At 69.6% G+C, this 17999-nt stretch carries 18 protein-coding genes and 3 pseudogenes; 7 read left to right on the top strand and 14 right to left on the bottom strand.

Annotated elements, in window-relative coordinates; all coding sequences use genetic code 11:
• Positions 1 to 7 precede the first annotated feature (7 nt).
• Positions 8 to 1126 carry an acyl-CoA desaturase gene (locus KBY32_RS19425; RefSeq protein ID WP_210980950.1) on the top strand — a complete coding sequence of 373 codons (1119 nt, stop codon included), beginning with the start codon at positions 8 to 10 and terminating at the stop codon, positions 1124 to 1126.
• A gap of 1415 nt (positions 1127 to 2541) precedes the next feature.
• Here KBY32_RS19425 and KBY32_RS19420 read toward each other — a convergent pair.
• A complete protein-coding gene (locus KBY32_RS19420; protein ID WP_055495910.1) occupies positions 2542 to 2745 on the bottom strand; it encodes a cold-shock protein in 204 nt (67 codons plus the stop codon).
• A 240-nt stretch (positions 2746 to 2985) separates the two neighbouring features.
• Positions 2986 to 3324: a MerR family transcriptional regulator gene (locus tag KBY32_RS19415; protein ID WP_102909439.1), complete on the bottom strand. Its 339-nt coding sequence runs from the start codon at positions 3322 to 3324 to the stop codon at positions 2986 to 2988.
• Positions 3325 to 4286: 962 nt separating this feature from the next.
• Here KBY32_RS19415 and KBY32_RS19410 point away from each other — a divergent pair.
• Positions 4287 to 4433, top strand: a complete 147-nt coding sequence (locus KBY32_RS19410; protein WP_210980949.1) for an ANTAR domain-containing protein — start codon at positions 4287 to 4289, stop codon at positions 4431 to 4433.
• A gap of 127 nt (positions 4434 to 4560) precedes the next feature.
• Here KBY32_RS19410 and KBY32_RS19405 read toward each other — a convergent pair whose 3' ends face one another.
• Positions 4561 to 4926: an STAS domain-containing protein gene (locus tag KBY32_RS19405; protein WP_308293758.1), complete on the bottom strand. Its 366-nt coding sequence runs from the start codon at positions 4924 to 4926 to the stop codon at positions 4561 to 4563.
• A gap of 208 nt (positions 4927 to 5134) precedes the next feature.
• Here KBY32_RS19405 and KBY32_RS19400 point away from each other — a divergent pair, with 208 nt between their 5' ends.
• Positions 5135 to 5581, top strand: coding sequence for an ATP-binding protein (locus tag KBY32_RS19400; protein ID WP_210980947.1), 447 nt, complete (start codon positions 5135 to 5137; stop codon positions 5579 to 5581).
• A gap of 194 nt (positions 5582 to 5775) precedes the next feature.
• On the opposite strand, the pseudogene KBY32_RS35455 reads toward KBY32_RS19400, so the two are convergent.
• A pseudogene (locus KBY32_RS35455) lies at positions 5776 to 5847 on the bottom strand (hypothetical protein); the annotation flags it as partial.
• An 813-nt stretch (positions 5848 to 6660) separates the two neighbouring features.
• Between KBY32_RS35455 and KBY32_RS19390 the strand changes: the two are divergent.
• Positions 6661 to 7140: an RICIN domain-containing protein gene (locus KBY32_RS19390; protein ID WP_210980946.1), complete on the top strand. Its 480-nt coding sequence runs from the start codon at positions 6661 to 6663 to the stop codon at positions 7138 to 7140.
• A 142-nt stretch (positions 7141 to 7282) separates the two neighbouring features.
• On the opposite strand, the gene KBY32_RS19385 is transcribed toward KBY32_RS19390, so the two are convergent.
• Entirely contained in the window at positions 7283 to 7534 is a 252-nt protein-coding gene (locus tag KBY32_RS19385) for a trans-aconitate 2-methyltransferase (protein ID WP_247689724.1), read from the bottom strand.
• A gap of 332 nt (positions 7535 to 7866) precedes the next feature.
• A pseudogene (locus tag KBY32_RS35985) lies at positions 7867 to 7980 on the bottom strand (hypothetical protein); the annotation flags it as partial.
• Between the two features lie 372 nt (positions 7981 to 8352).
• Here KBY32_RS35985 and KBY32_RS35870 point away from each other — a divergent pair.
• Complete coding sequence (locus KBY32_RS35870; RefSeq protein WP_374224970.1) at positions 8353 to 9042, top strand: GTP-binding protein; 690 nt, start codon at positions 8353 to 8355, stop codon at positions 9040 to 9042.
• Between the two features lie 386 nt (positions 9043 to 9428).
• Here KBY32_RS35870 and KBY32_RS35980 read toward each other — a convergent pair.
• A pseudogene (locus KBY32_RS35980) lies at positions 9429 to 9527 on the bottom strand (3-oxoadipate enol-lactone hydrolase); the annotation flags it as partial.
• A gap of 135 nt (positions 9528 to 9662) precedes the next feature.
• Between KBY32_RS35980 and KBY32_RS19365 the strand changes: the two are divergent.
• Entirely contained in the window at positions 9663 to 11348 is a 1686-nt protein-coding gene (locus KBY32_RS19365; protein ID WP_055619437.1) for a ribonuclease J, read from the top strand.
• An 80-nt stretch (positions 11349 to 11428) separates the two neighbouring features.
• Here the strand turns inward: KBY32_RS19365 and KBY32_RS19360 are convergent, their stop codons facing one another.
• The 7 genes from KBY32_RS19360 to KBY32_RS19330 form a co-directional block, all read right to left on the bottom strand.
• A complete protein-coding gene (locus tag KBY32_RS19360; protein WP_210980944.1) occupies positions 11429 to 12832 on the bottom strand; it encodes a DEAD/DEAH box helicase in 1404 nt (467 codons plus the stop codon).
• A gap of 184 nt (positions 12833 to 13016) precedes the next feature.
• Positions 13017 to 13505 carry a GNAT family N-acetyltransferase gene (locus tag KBY32_RS19355; protein ID WP_181890262.1) on the bottom strand — a complete coding sequence of 163 codons (489 nt, stop codon included), beginning with the start codon at positions 13503 to 13505 and terminating at the stop codon, positions 13017 to 13019.
• A 128-nt stretch (positions 13506 to 13633) separates the two neighbouring features.
• Entirely contained in the window at positions 13634 to 14206 is a 573-nt protein-coding gene (locus KBY32_RS19350; RefSeq protein ID WP_210980943.1) for a DUF1360 domain-containing protein, read from the bottom strand.
• A 45-nt stretch (positions 14207 to 14251) separates the two neighbouring features.
• Positions 14252 to 14419, bottom strand: coding sequence for a hypothetical protein (locus KBY32_RS19345; protein ID WP_199835341.1), 168 nt, complete (start codon positions 14417 to 14419; stop codon positions 14252 to 14254).
• A gap of 109 nt (positions 14420 to 14528) precedes the next feature.
• Positions 14529 to 15548 carry a DNA topoisomerase IB gene (locus KBY32_RS19340; RefSeq protein ID WP_210980942.1) on the bottom strand — a complete coding sequence of 340 codons (1020 nt, stop codon included), beginning with the start codon at positions 15546 to 15548 and terminating at the stop codon, positions 14529 to 14531.
• 128 nt (positions 15549 to 15676) lie between these two features.
• Positions 15677 to 16396: a DUF6766 family protein gene (locus KBY32_RS19335; protein ID WP_210980941.1), complete on the bottom strand. Its 720-nt coding sequence runs from the start codon at positions 16394 to 16396 to the stop codon at positions 15677 to 15679.
• 86 nt (positions 16397 to 16482) lie between these two features.
• Positions 16483 to 16893 carry a hypothetical protein gene (locus tag KBY32_RS19330; protein ID WP_210980940.1) on the bottom strand — a complete coding sequence of 137 codons (411 nt, stop codon included), beginning with the start codon at positions 16891 to 16893 and terminating at the stop codon, positions 16483 to 16485.
• 137 nt (positions 16894 to 17030) lie between these two features.
• Here KBY32_RS19330 and KBY32_RS19325 point away from each other — a divergent pair, with 137 nt between their 5' ends.
• On the top strand, positions 17031 to 17981 hold the full coding sequence (locus KBY32_RS19325; RefSeq protein ID WP_308293756.1) for a polysaccharide pyruvyl transferase family protein: 951 nt from the start codon (positions 17031 to 17033) through the stop codon (positions 17979 to 17981).
• Positions 17982 to 17999: the final 18 nt, after the last annotated feature.

Genomic DNA, 17999 nt, shown 5'->3' with positions numbered 1-17999 from the left:
GAGCACTTTGACCGCCATTGACCCCACCGCCCACCTGACGGCGGAGCAGATCGAGGAGCTCGGCCGCGAGCTGGACGCGATCCGCGACGAAGTGATCGCCGGCCGCGGCGAGAAAGACGCCGCCTACATCCGTAGGGTCATCTCGGCGCAGCGCAAGCTCGAGCTGGTCAGCAGGGGCGTTCTGCTGTTCTCGATCTTCCCGCCCGCGTGGCTGCTCGGCACCGCCGGTCTGTCCGTGGCGAAGATCATGGACAACATGGAGATCGGCCACAACATCCTGCACGGCCAGTGGGACTGGATGCGGGACCCGAAGATCCACTCCACCACCTGGGAATGGGATCACGTCTCGCCGGCCGACCAGTGGAAGCACTCGCACAACGAGCTGCACCACACGTACACCAACGTGATCGGCAAGGACAACGACCTCGGCTACGGCATCATGCGCGTCGACGAGGACCAGAAGTGGCACCCGTTCCACCTCGGCCAGCCGCTGTGGAACTTCATCAACGCCTGCTTCTTCGAGTACGGCATCGCAGCTTACGACCTGGAGCTCGGGAAGAACCTGAGCAAGCGCCGCCGCAAGAACCCGGAGTTCCGCGCGCGGGCCAAGGCCGTGGGCCGCAAGATCCGCAAGCAGGTGCTCAAGGACTACGTGATCCACCCGCTGCTGTCGGGCCCGTCGTTCCTCCCCACGCTCGCCGCCACGTTCACCGCGAACCTGGTCCGCAACATCTGGTCCCACTCCGTGATCATGTGCGGGCACTTCCCCGAGGGCGTACAGGTCTTCGAGCGCCGGTCGATCAAGGGCGAGACACGCGGCCAGTGGTACCTGCGCCAGATGATGGGCTCGGCGAACATCAGCGGCAGCAAGGCCATGCACTTCATGACCGGCAACCTCTCGCACCAGATCGAGCACCACCTGTTCCCGGACCTGCCGAGCAACCGGTACGCCGAGGTCGCGGTGAAGGTACGCGCGCTGTTCGAGAAGTACGAGCTGGAGTACGTCACCGGGCCGCTGCCCAAGCAGGTGTTCTCCGCGTGGCGCAAGGTCTTCCGGCTCTCGCTGCCGAACAAGGAGCCCAAGGTCAAAACGCCGGAGCGCGAGCAGGAGCTCGTCGCCGCCTGATTGTTGCAAGCGCCTGGCTCACGGACCCGAGGTCAGGCGCCCTTGTCCGCAGGCTCCGGAATCGCCACGCACTCCACGTGATGCGTCATCGGAAACACGTCACAAGGTGTGTGGAGGGCAGGAAAATCTGCAGTTCACATGGGGTGCCTTGGGCGTGGGCTGTGAGGCGGCCGGAGCGTCAAATGAGCGTCATGTCTGACGGACTTTAATGAGCGTCATGTCTGACGGACTTTCTCTCCTCGTGGCCGGTACCGGGCTGTCCGCGTTTCTGATGCCCGTGGCCGTCATGTTGCTGCTCGGGCGGCAGGTCAGCTGCTGGAGGTGCTGCGGGATGCCCGGCGCAGCGCTCGCCACCGGGCCGCCCGGGCCGACCCGGTGGGCCCGTGATGACGCTGGACATCAGGACCGACTCGTCGCCGGGTTCACCTCGTGCACATCGGCGTCCGCCCCCGGACGCCTGCCCGAGTGTGGCTCATGCGTCGATGATGACGGGGCGAAGGGCGGCCTGCCCTGGCGGTACGCGCCGGACGGTTCGGTCGCCCTCGCCTCCCCGTCGAGGAGAGCCGCGAGTTCTACGGCCGCCCCCCGCAACAAAACAGATTGCCGCCTTGTGCCAGACCCACGATTCCGTGAGCACGGTGGCTGAGGCGGCGTACGGCCTCGGTGCAGCCCAGTGCGTTGACGCCTTCTGCGACCGCGGTGAGGCGGGCCAGCTCGACGTGAAGGGCGTCGCCGGCGTCGCAGTGGTCGCAGCCGTCCACTCCGATGGCTACGCGGCCACCGGCCATCTCCTCGGGCTGCTGGCCGCGCTGCCCGCGCCCACCGCGGCAGGAGAGCACTTCTGGTCGGCCCTGTGGAAGTCTTCGGGCACCGCGTACCTGCTGCCCGTCAACATCAAGGATCCGGTGCTGCGTTCGCTGGCAGGAGAGGGAACCGCCCTGGCCCGGCAGATCCTCTCGGGTCTGACCGATCACCTCGCCGGCCGCGGAGCGCTGGGGCGTCGAGTCCGACCATCTGCCCGACCTCAAGACACAGGTCATCGGAGAACTGTGGCTCCGAGATCTCGAACTCACCGCCTGGCGCGTCCTGCACGCAGACCGCAGGTCGGACGATCCGGCTGGACGGAAAGCCTTCCTCGGCGCCTGGACGAGCGTCTGAACGTCGGCTCCCCCCACCTGCACGGTACCCCGCGCCAGACACGCGGCTACCGTGCCCGACGACGCTTGCAGCGACTGAGGGCAGGAAGTTCCAAGCCGTTGTCGCGGCGGCCCGGGGCCTGCACACATCAGGGGCCGCGCAGCCATGGCTGCGCGGCCCCTGATCCTGCATCGGCCCCGCACGAGAGCACGCGCCTTCGTCCAGGTGGGCGTCGGCCACCGGACGCGGGCGCGCGATCCCTCGAGCAGGTCGCGAGGTCAGACCAGGTTGATGTTCTCGGCCTGCGGACCCTTCTGGCCCTGGGTGACGTCGAACGTCACGGCCTGGCCCTCCTGGAGCTCACGAAAGCCGGTGGAGTTGATCGCGGAGTAGTGCGCGAAGACATCCGGGCCGCCGCCGTCCTGGGCGATGAAGCCGAAGCCCTTCTCCGCGTTGAACCACTTCACAGTTCCCGTTGCCATGCCTCATGCCTTCCAGTCGATGAACGCCTCCCACTCCATCTGGCAGACGGAGGTGATCGTCCTGGTCCCTGCGGCACAGCACAGCAAAACGCCCACACCAAAGGCGCGGGCAGGGAATTCCGAACCACGACAGCTGACGCAGACGTTACACGCGCACGCACCGGGTCACCACAGGAAATGATCACGCCACACACGAGACCGTGCGTGCGGTGCCCGCCGACGCTGACGGGCACGCTCATCTCATGCTGCTGCCGTCGGGTTCGCTGATTCGGCGGCGCGGCGGTATTCGGCGTTGAGGCGCTGGGCTTCCTCGAGCTGGTCTTCAAGGATGACGATCCGGCAGGCGGCCTCGATGGGGGTCCCGTGGTCGACGAGTTCCCGGGCGCGGGCGGCAACGCGCAACTGGTAGCGGGAGTAGCGGCGATGTCCGCCTGCGGAGCGCAGCGGGGTGATGAGGCGGTGTTCGCCGATGGCCCGGAGGAAGCCCTGTGTGGTGCCGAGCAGTTCGGCGGCCCGGCCCATGGTGTAGGCGGGGTAGTCGTCGTCATCGAGACGGCCGAACGTGTCGTCTGCTGTCATTGCACCTCTCGTGGAACGTGTGGAGGGGCCCTGGCGCCGTACTGGCACCAGGGCCCCGAAGGAACTACTACACCATCTGCCGGCCCTGATACTGCACCGGCCCTCTGTTTCCGCAAACCCGACCGAGACGCTGTCGGGTGCGCGGGGATCGCGGTTGCTTGACCGGAGACCACCTCACTATCGATGTCCTGCGGTACCCGGGGCCAAGAATTCCGCCCGGGCGATCCTGATGGCGCTCGGCTCCTCCGTTCTTCCCTCTTGATCAACTACTCACTAACGGAAACTGTGAACTGCTGGTGGCCTCGAACAGCGCCACTCTTCGGCAGCCAGCCCCGTCGCCCGTCCTGCGTCTGCTCTGGCTTGGAACCCCACTGCCGAACTTCCCGGTGCGCGCGTCCGCAGCTGACGCCTTCACCGAGGTACTGCTCACTGACTTCACTGCTGGGTACTGCGAACCTTCACTTACTGGTACTGCCACTGCGGTGCTGCTCATGGCGGCCCCTGATCACTGCGGGCCACCCGGTCCGGTCGTCAGTCCCGTCGCCGTCCTGCAACCGCTCTGGCTTCAGAACTCCACCACCGCACCGTCCTGCGAACTGCAACTGCGGTACTGCTGCCCGGCAGTTCATCTCTGCCGGGCCTCTCTTGATCTCGGCTACGAGAGAAACCATAACCACACCGCAGACGAATGTCTACTTCGGCTGGCATAGATTTTCGTGCACTCGACGATGAGGTAATCCGTCTCGACCAGTCCGCCTCGACCGGTCCACGTACGGTTCAAGCAGCTTCGGGGCTCAGTCCGGCGCGCAGGGATCCCCCGCCGCGCAGCACGTCGGGCTGAGCGGGACGTCGCCGACTGCGCCGCGGCTACCGTCGGCGGGCACCGGCCAACACTGCGTCTCGCGGAGAACTCCACTGGCCGGGACGGGCGTTTCCAGCTGCGACGCCCCGCAGGTCGGCCGTTGACGAGCGCGGCAGGAGTCCCTGCGCCGCCCTCGACGGTCACGATCCACCAGCTCGCGCCGGCCGTCGGGTTCGAGGTGCTGCGTGAGGTGTCCCAGCACACCCATACCAAGCTGCAGACGGTGGCCGAGACGGTGATCGCCTGAGTGCTGGGGCAGCCGCTGCCGGAACGGCGGGGCAGGAGCTGTACGCGGCCGTGCAGCGGTGCTCACGCCGGCGGGATGCCCCAGGCGCGGAAGCTGGGAAGGACGCAGTGGCCGGGCACTGCGCGGGTCAGGCGGTCAGTGCCTGGTCGACGGTGGGGTGACAGCCGATGACCTCGTCCAGGCCGACGATTCCAAGAAGCCGTAGCACCGATTCCTGGGCGCCGGCGATACGCAGCCATCCCTGATCGTCACTCGCGGCCTGGTGTGCGGCGACGAAGACGTTGATGCCGCTGGAGTCCATGAAGGTCACGCCGCTGAGGTCCACCACGGTCCGCAGGGGCGTCGCGCCGTCGTAGGACATGAGGGCCTCGCTGAGCATGTCCTTGACGGCGTGGTCGATCTCGCCATGCACGGTGACCACCCGGATGCCGTCGATGGCGGTGTGGCCGATCGACAGGTGGCCGGGCCGGGCTGCTCCGTGGGTGTCTGTCACCGTTTCCTCGACTGTTCTCGCTGATGGAACCTCAAGACCCCGGCGCGAACGCCGGTAACCTGCCTCGATGCTACGGCGAACACGCGTGCGACCCGTTATGCGGTTCTCACGGGGCATGTGAGGCATAGTGCCGGGTACGCGCAGGACGTGTGAAGGGGGAACAAGGGTGGACCCGGCTGAATCAGTCCCCCAGGGGGAGGGCAGCGTAATGCCGGACGTCCCTCAGATACAGGACACCGTGGCGCTGGACGGTGACGGGCACGTTATCGCTGAGGCGCGTCACCGGGCAGTGGACTTCCTCACCCGTGTCCAGGCGGAGCACGGCCTGCCGGTGTCCGCTCGCGCGATGGACCTGACCCAGCTGGTGGTCAGCGAGCTGGTCACCAACGCCCGCAAGTACGCCCCTGGCCCCGTGCTGATGGAACTGCGCATCATCGGCGCCGTCGTGGAAGTGGTCGTGTGGGACAGCGATCCCGTCCTGCCAGTAGCGCGGGCCGCCGATGCGGGCAGAGTCGGACAGCACGGACTGGAGATCGTCATGGCCGTCGCCCAGGGCTTCGAGGCCCAGCGGGAGCCGGTCGGCAAACGCATCACTGCCCGCATCGCCCTACCTGACGACCCCGGCGGTGACATCACCGGACGCCGCCCCCAGTAACAGCCTGCGCTCACGGACGCCCCTATAACGCGGGGGCGCTGGACACTGGTCTGACCAGGTTGAAGACCTCCCGGGCTGCGTCGTTTGAGGCATCGGATGACCTCGCGTCGGGTCTTGCCTTCCTGGGTACGGCGTTCGTAGTACGCCTGGGTGTGTGGGTCGTGACGTAGCCGGGTGAAGACGATGCGGTGCAGGGCGGCGTTCGCCTGGCGGTCGCCGCCGTAGTGGAGCCGGCGCGTGCTCCGCCGCCCAGATGAGTACTCGATGGGGGTGACTCCGCAAAGGGCAGCAAATCTCAGTGTTCAGCCGCTCGGGATTGTCTCCCATGGTGATCAGGAGAGTGACGGCGCTGTCCGGACCGATACCCACCGGTACAAGCAGTTGCGGGGCATGGTGTCCGACGAGCCGGGTCAGGCGTTGGTTGGGTCCTGCTGCTCGGCTGGTCGCGGGCGCCGTCGTCGGCCACGCTGCCGCCGGAGCGGCACCGCCGGTTCCGGCGAGTTCGGTCGTCTTGGTACATGGTCGGCCGCGCCGTCGGCACCACGGTGAAGGAGACAGGACGACGCTGTTCTTCGGCAGCAGAACGGCGGATGACGCATCAGACGCAGGGAAGCGGCGGCGAATGGGACTGACCGCGACGCTTCCGGTCGGGGTCCCGTTCAAGGGAACGTGGGTGAGCGATCTCGGCTGCGGATCATGCGCTTGTGGCGGACGACGCCTCTCAGGCCCACCGTGTTGCCCGGCTCCTGCCAGGAGCCCGCCAGGTCCGGCTGACCGGCTGAGGGAAGCAGAGCAGCCGGCCGGCGGACCTGCTGATCACCGCCGCCCACTGTATGAGTCACCCTGCACGTTCGAAAGCAGCGGTGCCCTGCCTCGTCGTTGCGCCACCTGCTGCCCATGTGGGTGACGCTCGGTCACGTGGTTCTAGTCGCGCCGTCCGACTGTTCGAGATCTCTCGGACAGGCTTTGACCTCGGAGAACGGCCAATTGACCACGCTGTGGAGCGGCAGTCGGCTGTTTACGCTGAGTGTCTGGGGCGTCCGCTCCTGTGAAGAACTCCCGGACTGAGGAGCACTGTCTTGAGCGACCTCGTACTGCTCGCCGGCGGATCGGTGACGATGACCCACCACGTCACCGGCACCTACTTCATGTGCAACGACTGGCACGACGGTATCGGCAACCACACCCAGACCTGGGCACAGGACCCGTTCGCCAAGGACAACACCTCGCACCGGTGGTTCCTGCGGCAGAACGCCGACGGCACCGTCCGTATCGAGTCGTACGCCAACCGCCGCTGCCTCACCGCAGGGGCCAACCCGCCCGACGTAGTGACCCTCCGAGAGGGCACCGACAGTCTCAGCCAGCACTGGCGGCTGGTTTCCCACGCGGAGCGGGGCAACGACTTCTACCTGGTCTCGGTCGTGCATCCGCGCTATGCCGTGGCCATCGCCGACCACCTCCAGGGCAACGACCGGCTGGTCGGTCTGACCCGCATGTGGGGCGGCCCGAACCTCTCCCAGCTGTGGCGGATCTACCCCTCGTCAGAAGACCAGGGCTGACACCGGACGAGCGCTTGGGCACCTGCGGCTGCGTCGTACTCGGCTGCCGGTCCACGCCAGGGCGCCTCGGCAGAACTCGCCGATCGTTTCCCCGGATGCGTCCGCACCGGGGGCGCCGCCCGACGCATCGGGCCACTCGTGGTCACAGGTTGTAGAGACCGTTCCTGAACAGAGGGTGCGCGGAGGCGTCGACGGGGCGGACAGAGAGGTCCTCGATGACCAGCCAGCTGCCGGGACGGACCCGGCCAACGGCCCGGTGCAGCAGTTCCTCACGCTGGGGCAGGTGGCACAGCAGAGTGCCGGCGTGGATGAGATCGAACGTCTCGGGCGGGAAGTCCTCGCGTATGGCGTCGTGCTGGAGCACCCGGACCCGCGTGGAGGGCGGGAAGCGCAGGAACCGGGTCTCCGTGTCGGCGCTCCGGCGCCCAAGTCGAGACAGTGTGCGTCCGCGGGCAGTTCGAGACAGCCGAGCACCCGCAGGGTCGCCGGGTCGAACGCGGTCTCCAAGGTGCGCAGGCGGGCGCGTTCTCCGGGGACGTGGTGGGCGACGTAGCTGTCGGCGTAGCCCTCGGCCGCCGAGTGCTCGGTGCCGGTCACAGGGTCACCTCCAATCGGCTGGGGCAGCGGTTGAGGAAGCCGGCCGGTACGGGGCGGAAGCCGCTTACCCAGCGCAGGCGGGGGTATTGCGCGACCAACAGCCTCAGACCGGGTGATGATCTCGGCGCGGGCCAGGTGTGATCCGAGACAGAAGTGCCGGCCTGCGCCGAAGGCGAAGTGGCTTGATGTGCCGCCGTACTCCGGGTCGAGGCGGTCGCCGACACGGTGCAGTGCGAAAGCGTCCGGGTCCGGGAAGCGTCAGGGGTCGCCCGAGCGCACCCTGGTCCGTAGCCCGTTCCACCCTGCGCCCCAGCCCGGCACGCCCGTCGCTTCCTGTACCAAAGCGGCAGCATCCGCCTCACGCCGCAGCCAGGCTCTGCGCTCGACGACCTGAGGGCAGGGCCCGGCTCAGGGCAAACTCATCGCCCACGAGACAGGGCGTGGGCGGCGCATGGCCCCGCCCACGGGGTTCCCAGCTGTCTCTCTGGCCGGGCTCTCACCTCGTCCCGGCCTCGAGTGGTCCAGAAGCTCCTCACTGTGTGGACTTCCCGACGCAGAGGGAGTCATGGACACGTCGCCGCAGGGAGTTGGTGAGGCGCCCTGACTTTAGAAGAAGTGCTTGCGTCCACCGACCGCGCGACCGGTCGCACCCAGGATCCACAGGATGGCGCCAACCAGAATGAGGATGCCACCGATCGTCGTCAGCAGACCCATGCCGACAAGCAGGCCGATGATCAGCAGAATAAGGCCAAGAATGATCATTTTAACCCCATCGTCAATTCCGGCTCAGGCGCGTGTGCGTATGTGCTTCACAAGGGCCTGAGTTCGTCCCTTGGCGGGAAGATCCCGACCAGCTCCGAATTTCAGGACCTCGGTGCGATAGCCCTTGTGCCCGGCGACACGGTGTTCACGCCTTCCTTCGAAACTTCGTTCAGTACGCCATCTCCTCGACCGTCCTCTGCTCCGGAAGCCCTTCCACCCCGGACGGTTCGGACGTTGGTGACGGAGACTCCGGGCAGCGGCGCCTACGAGCAGGTCCTCAGGTCCAAGGGTCTCTTCACCGTCGCCAGCCGGCCCTGGGTGACGGGGCTGTGGCCGCAGGCCGGTTCGGAGGCTCGCTTCGAGCCTTCCTCTGCTCGTGACACCGCCAACCCTTATCTGCCGCGGGCCGACCTGAACGGCTGCCTCATGCAGGAAGGCGTACCCCTGCCCGCTCCCGATCCCTTCCCTGCCTCGTCCACCCTCGGCTCCTGCGAGAGCTGCGCACATGAGCACGACCCCCTCACCCCGGTGACGGGGCACTGAAACTCCGGGTCGGTCCGTGGTCGCAGCCACGGCGGAGCTTCAATGGTCCCTGATACGAGACTCTTCTGGCGCCAGCCCCGCCCTGCCTCCCCGCGGGATTCCGTCGTCTCACGGCTGCACTGAGTGAGGAGCCGAACGCGTCCTGTGCGCCACCGCGTTCGACCTCACGGCGAAGCCGCACCGGAGTGCTCCGGTGCGGCTTCGCCGTCTCACGGATCTGCGCAGAGATCCCGTCCGGACGGACCTCGGTGGGGTCTCGGCGTATCACCCACGTGTCACACAGCCATCACCAACTGGTCAGACCCACCCGGACCAAGAGGCTCCGACCTGCAATTCCATGCCCTCACTGGACTGGCAGAGACGTACCTGGACGGTCTCTACAACCTGTGCCAGGTGGTGCCCAGTGAGGGACCCAGGATGAGGACCGGGGCCTCTTCCGGCCCGTCGAAGCGGTATTGCAGGGTGTTCGGGGGTGTCTCACTCACGCCCCAGACCCTCTCACGTATCACGGCTCCCCCCATGACGGGGGTTGCGACTGCACAGGCCCGACGGGCACTTGCTCCGTGGAGATCGCACAGGCGGTGGATCACCGTGTCCCGCTGTGCGGGTACCGTCAGGGTATGAGTCATCCCCACCCTGAGCTGAAAGCCGCACCGCCTCTTCCCGAGGGAGGGCTGCGGGTCGTCGCCCTGGGCGGCCTGGGTGAGATCGGCCGCAACATGACCGTCTTCGAGCACGCGGGCAAGCTGCTCATCGTCGACTGCGGCGTGCTGTTCCCCGAGGAGACCCAGCCCGGCGTGGACGTGATCCTGCCGGACTTCACCTCGATCCGGGACCGGCTGGACGACATCGTCGCCGTGGTCCTCACCCACGGCCACGAGGACCACATCGGCGGCGTGCCGTACCTGCTGCGCGAGCGGCGCGACATCCCCGTCGTCGGCTCGAAGCTGACGCTGGCGTTCCTGGAGGCCAAGCTCAAGGAGCACGGCATCCGGCCGCGCACGGTGCGGGTGCGGGAGGGCGACCGGCGCGGCTTCGGGCCCTTCGACTGCGAGTTCGTGGCGGTCAACCACTCCATCCCCGACAGTCTCGCGGTCGCGATCCGCACCCGGGCCGGGATGGTGCTGCACACCGGCGACTTCAAGATGGACCAGTTCCCTCTCGACGACCGCATCACCGATCTGCGCGCCTTCGCCCGCCTCGGCGAGGAGGGCGTGGACCTCTTCCTCACCGACTCCACCAACGCCGAAGTACCCGGCTTCACCACCTCCGAGCGTGAGCTGAACCCGGCGATCGAGCAGGTGATGCGCACGGCGCCGCGCCGGGTCATCGTCTCCAGCTTCGCCAGCCATGTGCACCGCATCCAGCAGGTCCTGGACGCCGCCCACCAGCACGGCCGCAAGGTGGCCTTCGTCGGCCGGTCGATGGTCCGCAACATGGGCATCGCCCGTGACCTGGGCTATCTGAAGGTTCCGTCCGGTCTGGTGGTGAGCACGAAGGAACTGGAGAAGCTCCCGGACCACAAGGTCACCCTGGTGTGCACCGGCTCGCAGGGCGAGCCGATGGCCGCGCTGTCCCGGATGGCCAACCGCGACCACATGATCCGCATCGGCAAGGGCGACACCGTCCTGCTCGCCAGTTCCCTGATCCCCGGCAACGAGAACGCCATCTACCGGGTGATCAACGGACTCACCCGGTGGGGCGCCCACGTGGTCCACAAGGGCAACGCCAAGGTGCACGTCTCCGGGCACGCCAGCGCCGGTGAACTCGTCTACTGCTACAACATCGTCAAGCCCCGCAATGTCATGCCGGTGCACGGCGAATGGCGCCACCTGCGGGCCAACGGCGACCTCGCCATCCGTACCGGTGTCGACCCCGAGCGGGTCGTCATCGCCGAGGACGGCGTCGTGGTCGATCTTGTGGACGGGCGCGCGTCCATCACCGGCAAGGTGCCCGCCGGCAACGTCTACGTGGACGGCATGGAGGTCGGCGGGGCCACCGAGGCGTCCCTCAAGGACCGCCTCACCCTCGCGGAGGAGGGCGTCGTGACGGTGGTGGCGATCGTGGACGCGGACACCGGCGCCCTCGCCGAAGCCCCCGACTTCCTGGCCCGCGGCTTCGTGCACGACGACAGCACCTTCGAGCCGGTCATCCCCGTCATCGAGAAGACCCTGGCCACCGCGGCGGAGGAAGGCGTCGGGGACGCGCGCCAGCTCGAACAGCTCATCGCCCGTGCCGTGGCGAACTGGGCGTTCCGCACCCACCGCCGCAAGCCGCTCATCATCCCCGTCATCATCGACGCCTGAGCCGCCTGAGCCGCTGGGCCGCCTGGGCCGCCTGAGCTGCGGCCGGGCGGCACGGTGGGTGAGGCACCCGGGAAGGGCTCTCAGCCGTTGCGGCGCACGAGGGCGGCCCTGCGGGCCTCGGCGAGCTTGCGGGCCTCGTCCGTCTTCCGGGACTTGCCGCCGGTGCCGCGGGAGGCGCCCTTGCTGGTGCCGAGGCCGCGGAAGGGGGCGTTGGTGTTCTTGGGCCGGGGGGCGGCGGGCCCGCCGTCGAGCGGGATCCCGGAGGGAGCCTTGGCGCCGGTGATCCGGCTCAGCTCCGCCTCGCCCGAGCGCACCTTGGTGACGGTCGGCTCGATACCGGCCTCGGCCATCATGCGGCTCGTCTCACGGCGCTGACTCCCCAGTACGAGCGTGACCACGCTGCCGGACTCACCGGCGCGGGCGGTGCGGCCCGCCCGGTGCACATAGTCCTTGGCGTCGGTGGGCGGGTCGACATTGACCACGAGGTCGAGATCGTCGACGTGCAGGCCACGGGCCGCGACGTTGGTCGCCACCAGAACGGTGATCTGGCCGTTCTTGAACTGCGCCAGGGTCCGTGTGCGCTGCGGCTGGGACTTGCCGCTGTGCAGGGCCCCGGCCTGCACCCCGCTGGCCCGCAGATGCCGGGTGAGCTGGTCGACGGCGTGCTTGGTGTCGAGGAACAGCAGGACGCGACCGTCGCGGGCGGCGATCTCCGTGGTGACGGCGTAGCGGTCGGGGCCGTGGACGACCAGGACGTGGTGCTCCATCGTCGTGACCGCGCCCGCGGCCGGGTCGACCGAGTGGACGACGGGGTCGTGGAGGTAGCGCTGGACCAGTTGATCGACGTCGCGGTCGAGCGTGGCCGAGAAGAGCATCCGCTGTCCGTCGGGGTGCACCTGGTCGAGCGCGTCGGAAACCTGCGGCAGGAATCCCAGGTCGCACATCTGGTCGGCCTCGTCCAGCACGGTGATCTTCACCCGTCCCAGACGGCAGGCTTTGCGCTCGATCAGGTCGTGCAGGCGTCCGGGGGTGGCGACGACCACCTCGGCCCCCTCGCGCAGCGCGGCGATCTGCCGGCCGATCGACGTTCCACCGACGACCGTGGCGATCCGCAGCCGCAGTGCCTCGGCGTACGGCGTCAGCGCCTGGGTGACCTGCTGGGCCAGCTCGCGGGTGGGCACGAGGATCAGAGCGAGGGGCTGCTTCGGTTCGGCGCGCCGCCCGGCCGTACGGGTCAGCAGCGGCAGGCCGAAGGCGAGCGTCTTGCCCGATCCGGTGCGCCCGCGACCCAGGACGTCCCGCCCCCGCAGGGCGTCGGGCAGGGTGGCGGCCTGGATCGGGAAGGGTTCGCGCACCCCGAGTTCGCTCAGGGTCCGCAGCACCTGGGTCGGCAGTTCCAGACCGGCGAAGGTGACGGCCGGGGTCGTCGCCCCGGGCTGAGCGGGACTGACGTGAGCGACGCCGGAGTCATGGGGGTGCTTCATGAACAGCCTTCCGTAGGGAACGTACCGAGGAAGGCCCGGCAGGTTTCAACAGCCCACGCGGAAGCTGAACGGAACGGGCGGAAACGCCCACCGCGACGACCACGCAAACCCGTGACACTAACACACGGCACGACCTCGCGCCGCTGACACCGATCGCCCGTGCCTCGCCGACCGGCACACCGCGTCATTCCGCAGGGATGCGGAACTCGAACTCGGGGCGGTCCCACGGCACGGCGGGCGGGTTCGCGAACGCGGTCCCGGTCCGCACCGCGCCGACACGGTGGTAGAAGTCCTCGGCGGGACGATGCGACACGACCTTGACGCGGTCGAGCCCGGCCGCACGGGCCTCGGCCTGCATGTGCGCGACGAGCAGCCGTCCGATACCCCGTCCCTGCGCCTCGTCGGCGACGAACAGCAGGTCGAGCTCCGGTGGATCGAGGACGAGCGAGTAGAACCCGAGGACCCGCTCTCCCTGCTGGTCGGCGCCGACGGCCACAAAGGTGCGGTGGGCCTCGATGTAATCCGGACCGACGCGGTAGCCCGCGACCGCGGCCGCGTACTTGCCCTGGTAGGCCCCTGAGCCACGCACCAGCCGCGTGAGCCGTTTGGCATCCCGCGCGACGGCCCTCCGGATCATGACCGGTCGGCTGACCGGGGAACGGCGTGCACTCATCGGGAAAGTATTTCGCACCGGAGCGAGCCGCCGCGCGGCGGGCCCGATCGACCCGATCACGGTCGCTTGTCATCGCCGCCCGCGTCGCCCCCGTCGGAACACAGGACGAGGGTGCGATGTATGCGCGGTCAGTCGCCCGTCGTCTTGTCGATCAGGCGGCCGTACGCCAGTTGCAGGGCGTCCGCGCCGGCCAGGGCGGCCAGGGCGCCCATGGCCGTGCGGGTGGCCCGGGGCCAGAGGAGTTGGCCGGCGGTCAGCGTGGAGGCCACCCAGACGCTCATGCAGAACGGGCAGGTGGCCAGTTCCCCGGCGGTGTGGCGGCCGCCTTCCGGCTTCGCCTCCTCGTGCAGTTCGGCCGGGCCCTGTGGGGCGACGTACCGGGTGAAGGGGGCGCGCAGCGGGCTGGTGACCGATGCCTTGGTCAGAAGTCTGCTGAGCCGGAACGTGGCGATCGAGGTGAGGGCCACGTCCCACGGCTCGGGGCGGTCCGGCAGGGGCCGGCCGCGCAGGCGTACGGCGGTGGCCCAGGCGGCCGTGTAGCCGGCGAAGCCCGCCATGGCCGCCAGGTAGCCGCCGAGGGGGCGGTCGTGGCCCGCCGCGTACTCCCGTCGGGTGCGCCGCAGGAGTCCGTGCAGGCGTCCTGCCGGGAGGTGATCGTCGGATACCGGGGCCGCCGGGTCGGCCGTGGGTGCCTTGTTCATGGGCTCCTGTTTCCGTGAACCTCTGGGTCTCCGTGAACCTCTGGGTCACTTCTCCTCGAAGTCCTCGGGGCTCACGCCCGCCTCCTCGAGGGCTTCCTTGACCGTGCGTCCGGTGGCCCCGGCGTCGGGGGTGCCGGCCTCCGAGGCGTTCTTCCGGGTGAGGACCTCGTCGGTCGTGTCGGTCTTCGGGCGGTTCTCTTCGGGAGTGGTCATCACGGCCCCTTGTCGCTTCGCGGGTCTGGCCGGCCCGTCCTCCGGCTGCCGGCTCCGGCGGCGGTCCTGACGGGCGGCGGGACAGACCGACTAACCTCAGCGGTGCCGGCTAAACACCTGCCCGCAGCATGCGCAGCACCGCCTGTTCGACCGGCCCGTGGGTGGCGGGCAGGCCGTCGGTGCCCTCGTCACCCAGGTGGGGCAGCGCCTCGGCGACGGTCACGCCCTCCTCGTAGAGCTCGATCACCCTCGGGTTGATGTAGGAGGCGCGGCAGACCGCCGGGGTGTTGCCGAGGTAGCCGGACACCTCGCGGGCCGCGCGGGCGATGGCCTTGCGGCGGGCGGTCTCGCTGCGCGCGACGGGGTGCGAGACGGCCAGGGCGACGGCGGCCATGACGGTGGCGTGCCAGGTGCGGAAGTCCTTGGCGCTGATCTCGCAGCCCGCCAGTTCTTTGAGGTAGGTGTTGACGTCGTCGCCCGTCACGGAGTGCCAGGCGTGCTGTTCCCAGTAGGCGAGGAGCCGGTCGTCGCCGCCCCGGCGCCGCAGCATCGCGGTGAGCGAACGGCAGGCGGCGGGGTCCACGACGGTCCGCACGATCTCCTTGCCGTGTTTGCCGGTGTACGTGATCAGCACCGCGCCGGCCTGGCAGCGGGAGTGCTCGCGCAGGAGCGTCGTGAGGCCGTAGCTGTGGTTCGATTCGGTGTAGCGCTCGCTGCCGACACGGAAGAAGCCGAGGTCGAGCAGGCGTACGGCAGTGGCGAGGACCCGCTGCCGGGTCAGTCCCCGGTCGCCCAGGTGTCCCTCGACGGCCTCGCGCACGGCCGGCAGGGTCTCGGCGACGTCGAGCACGTGCTCGTGCTTGGCCTGCTCCTGCTCGGCGCGGAACCGCGGGTGGTACAGGTACTGGCGGCGGCCCGCCTCGTCGGTGCCGACGGCCTGCAGATGTCCACCGGCCCTGGTGCAGATCCACACGTCGCGCCAGGCGGGCGGGATGACCAGGGCCTTGATCCTGGCCAGCTCCTCGGGGTCGCGCAGGGGCTCCCCGTACGGGTCCAGGTAGCGGAAGCCGCGGCCGTGGCGCAGCCGGCGGTGCCCGGGGTCGGTGGGACGGCTGTGATAGAGACGCATCCCCACCTCCGGGACGATCCGCCGCGCCGCGCGATGCGAGTGCGGGTGCGGGCCTACGGCGGCTGTGTCGTCCCGGGGTACCAACCCGCGCCCCGCGCACGCCCCGGCGTGCCCCGCCCCGCAGGCGCTCAGCCCTCCACGCCCGTGGCGGAGTCCGGCGCGCCGACGGGCTTGGACTCCGGAGAGCCGCGCTGCCGCAGGTAGATGGCCAGGACGGCCATGGAGGCGACGGCCAGCAGTTCGGACTGCCAGTTCTGCAGGGAACGGCTCCAGAAGTCCGCGGAGGACAGGTACCGGGTCCAGTCGACGGGGGCCTGCAGCCGGCGCAGTCGCTGCTCGTTGTAGGCGGCGACCCCGGTGACCGACTGGGCCAGCCAGGACAGCAGGAAGACGACGCCCATCACCAGGCCGAGGGAGTTGGAGTACAGCAGGCCGCGCCAGTCGCGGGCCGCGGCCCGGCGCGGGGAGTCCTCACGGGCGTACGGGCCCGTCCGCTGCTCCCGGTCGGACTCCGTGCCGGTCTTCCCCGGTTCCTTGGACTCCGGTGAACCGCGCTGCACCAGCCAGACGGTGGCGAGAATGTAGAGCGAGAACTGCAGGTACTCCGACTGCCAGTTCTCCGTGACGTCCACGGCGAAGTCCGACGACGTCAGATACGTGCCGAGACCGACCGGCGCGAACCCTTCGGCGACGAGCTGGTCGTTGAACTCCGCACGCCCCGCCAGCGCCTGTCCGGCGAGGGCCAGCAGGAAGGCGATCAGGAAGAAGAGGCCGAGGCCGTTGTCGCGGAGGAAGCGGCGCACCTTGCGTGCAGTGGTCCCGCCGGGCCTTTCGGGTGCCGGGGTCATCGGTGCATCAGTCCCACCGCCGTGAAGTAGGCGAGACCGACGGCGATGACGAGCAGGGTCGTGACGAAGAGGGTCCGCACTCGTCCTCACCCGCCCTTGATCTCGCACTGGTACGGGCGCTGCGGCCGGGGCCGGCACCCGGCCGCCGTGATCTTCCACCCGGTGGGGAAGTGCGCGAGGAAGACGGTGTCGTGGGCCAGCACCACGCGCGCCTGCTCGCCGTAGACGTCGACGTGCCGGACCGGGCCTGCCGGTGGGAGCCGCTGCTCGCCGATCGCCCGGTCGCAGGGGTGCCCGGCCGACTGTTCCAGTTCCTCGCGGGTGGTGGGGGCGAGGGCGGCGCACAGCCGTCGTGGCTGCTCCGCGTCCAGGGCCTGCTCGAACCGGGTCACCTGCGCGGTGACCGCGTCGCGCCGCTCGGCCGGTGTGGCGCAGGCACCGGCCGTGGCGAGGAGGACCACCGCCATGACACCGGGGCCGTACGACCGTCCGGACATCCCGCCTCCCGTGCGGCACCGGGCGGAACCGGACCGTCCCGTCACCGTGCGGGGGTGGCCGCTCCCCCATGAGACACGGGCTCCCCGGGGACCGCAAGCGGCCCGGCCGCCCACGCCTTCGGGGACGGTGATTGCCCGTGCGCCGGCGCGGGCACCCGGGCGCGGTGGCGCCGGGGAGCAGGGTTCTGCTGACGGGGTGGTTCGCCTTTCTGCACGGGGAGGCGACCGCCGGGGACGTGCTGGCGCTGGAGCGGGTGCGGGAGGTGCTCCGGCGTGCGGGGGTGCAGCATGACGTCGCGTGGAGTCCCGGGTTCCGGCCGGAGGGGCCGTCGCTGACGCAGGTCCGGCCCGAGGACTACTCCCATCTGGTGTTCGTCTGCGGTCCCCTGCACGGCCCGCAGCTCGAGGAACTGCACCGGCGGTTCGCGCACTGTGTGCGGATCGCCGTGGGCACGTCCGTCGTGGACGCCTCCTGCCCGGCCGTCACCGGGTTCCACCGGGTGGTGGCGCGGGACGCTCCCGGTGCGGAACCGAGGCCGGATCTGGCGGCGCGCGCGCCGGCTGCGCCCGACCGGCCGGTGGCCGGGGTGATCCTCACGCACGGGCAGCACGAGTACGGGGCACGCCAGCTGCACGCGCGGGTCGCCGAGGGGGTGACCCGCTGGCTGTCCGGCCGGGACTGCGCCCGGCTGGAACTGGAGACCCGGCTCGACGTGCGCGACTGGCGGCTGTGCGCGACGCCCGCCCAGCTGGAGGCGGTCCTCGCGCGGCTGGACGTGGTGGTGACCGACCGGCTGCACGGCATGGTGCTCGCGCTGCGGGCCGGGGTGCCGGCCCTCGCGGTCGACCCGGTGGAGGGCGGCGCCAAGGTGACCGCGCAGGCCCGCGCCTGCGGTTGGCCCGCGCTGGTCCCGGCGGAACGCCTCGACGCGGCCGAGCTGGACAGGTGGTGGGAGTGGTGCACGACTTCCGGCCGCGGGGCGGCCCAGGTGATCGCGGAGGGCTTCCGGCGGACCACGGGCGGGGACGGTACGGAGGAGTTGCTGGAGGCGCTGGGGGCGGCAGGCGGTGAGCGGCCTCACCGCTGAACGCACCCCTCGCGGTGC

Origin of the sequence: Streptomyces sp. RK62 (assembly GCF_018070255.1) — a bacterium.
In the GTDB taxonomy this organism is placed as follows: Bacteria; Actinomycetota; Actinomycetes; order Streptomycetales; family Streptomycetaceae; genus Streptomyces; species Streptomyces nigra.
The sequence above is the reverse complement of the archived record's forward strand: the minus strand, read 5'-3'. Positions and strand labels throughout refer to the sequence as shown.

Excerpts from the sequence above, each read along its gene's own strand:
- KBY32_RS19365 (WP_055619437.1), top strand. The coding sequence starts at position 9,663 with ATGAGTCATCCCCACCCTGAGCTGAAAGCCGCACCGCCTCTTCCCGAG.
- KBY32_RS19350 (WP_210980943.1), bottom strand. The coding sequence starts at position 14,206 with ATGAACAAGGCACCCACGGCCGACCCGGCGGCCCCGGTATCCGACGAT.
- KBY32_RS19400 (WP_210980947.1), top strand. The coding sequence starts at position 5,135 with ATGCCGGACGTCCCTCAGATACAGGACACCGTGGCGCTGGACGGTGAC.
- KBY32_RS19420 (WP_055495910.1), bottom strand. The coding sequence starts at position 2,745 with ATGGCAACGGGAACTGTGAAGTGGTTCAACGCGGAGAAGGGCTTCGGC.
- KBY32_RS19335 (WP_210980941.1), bottom strand. The coding sequence starts at position 16,396 with ATGACCCCGGCACCCGAAAGGCCCGGCGGGACCACTGCACGCAAGGTG.
- KBY32_RS19360 (WP_210980944.1), bottom strand. The coding sequence starts at position 12,832 with ATGAAGCACCCCCATGACTCCGGCGTCGCTCACGTCAGTCCCGCTCAG.
- KBY32_RS19345 (WP_199835341.1), bottom strand. The coding sequence starts at position 14,419 with ATGACCACTCCCGAAGAGAACCGCCCGAAGACCGACACGACCGACGAG.
- KBY32_RS19330 (WP_210980940.1), bottom strand. The coding sequence starts at position 16,893 with ATGTCCGGACGGTCGTACGGCCCCGGTGTCATGGCGGTGGTCCTCCTC.
- KBY32_RS19355 (WP_181890262.1), bottom strand. The coding sequence starts at position 13,505 with ATGAGTGCACGCCGTTCCCCGGTCAGCCGACCGGTCATGATCCGGAGG.
- KBY32_RS19415 (WP_102909439.1), bottom strand. The coding sequence starts at position 3,324 with ATGACAGCAGACGACACGTTCGGCCGTCTCGATGACGACGACTACCCC.
- KBY32_RS19340 (WP_210980942.1), bottom strand. The coding sequence starts at position 15,548 with ATGCGTCTCTATCACAGCCGTCCCACCGACCCCGGGCACCGCCGGCTG.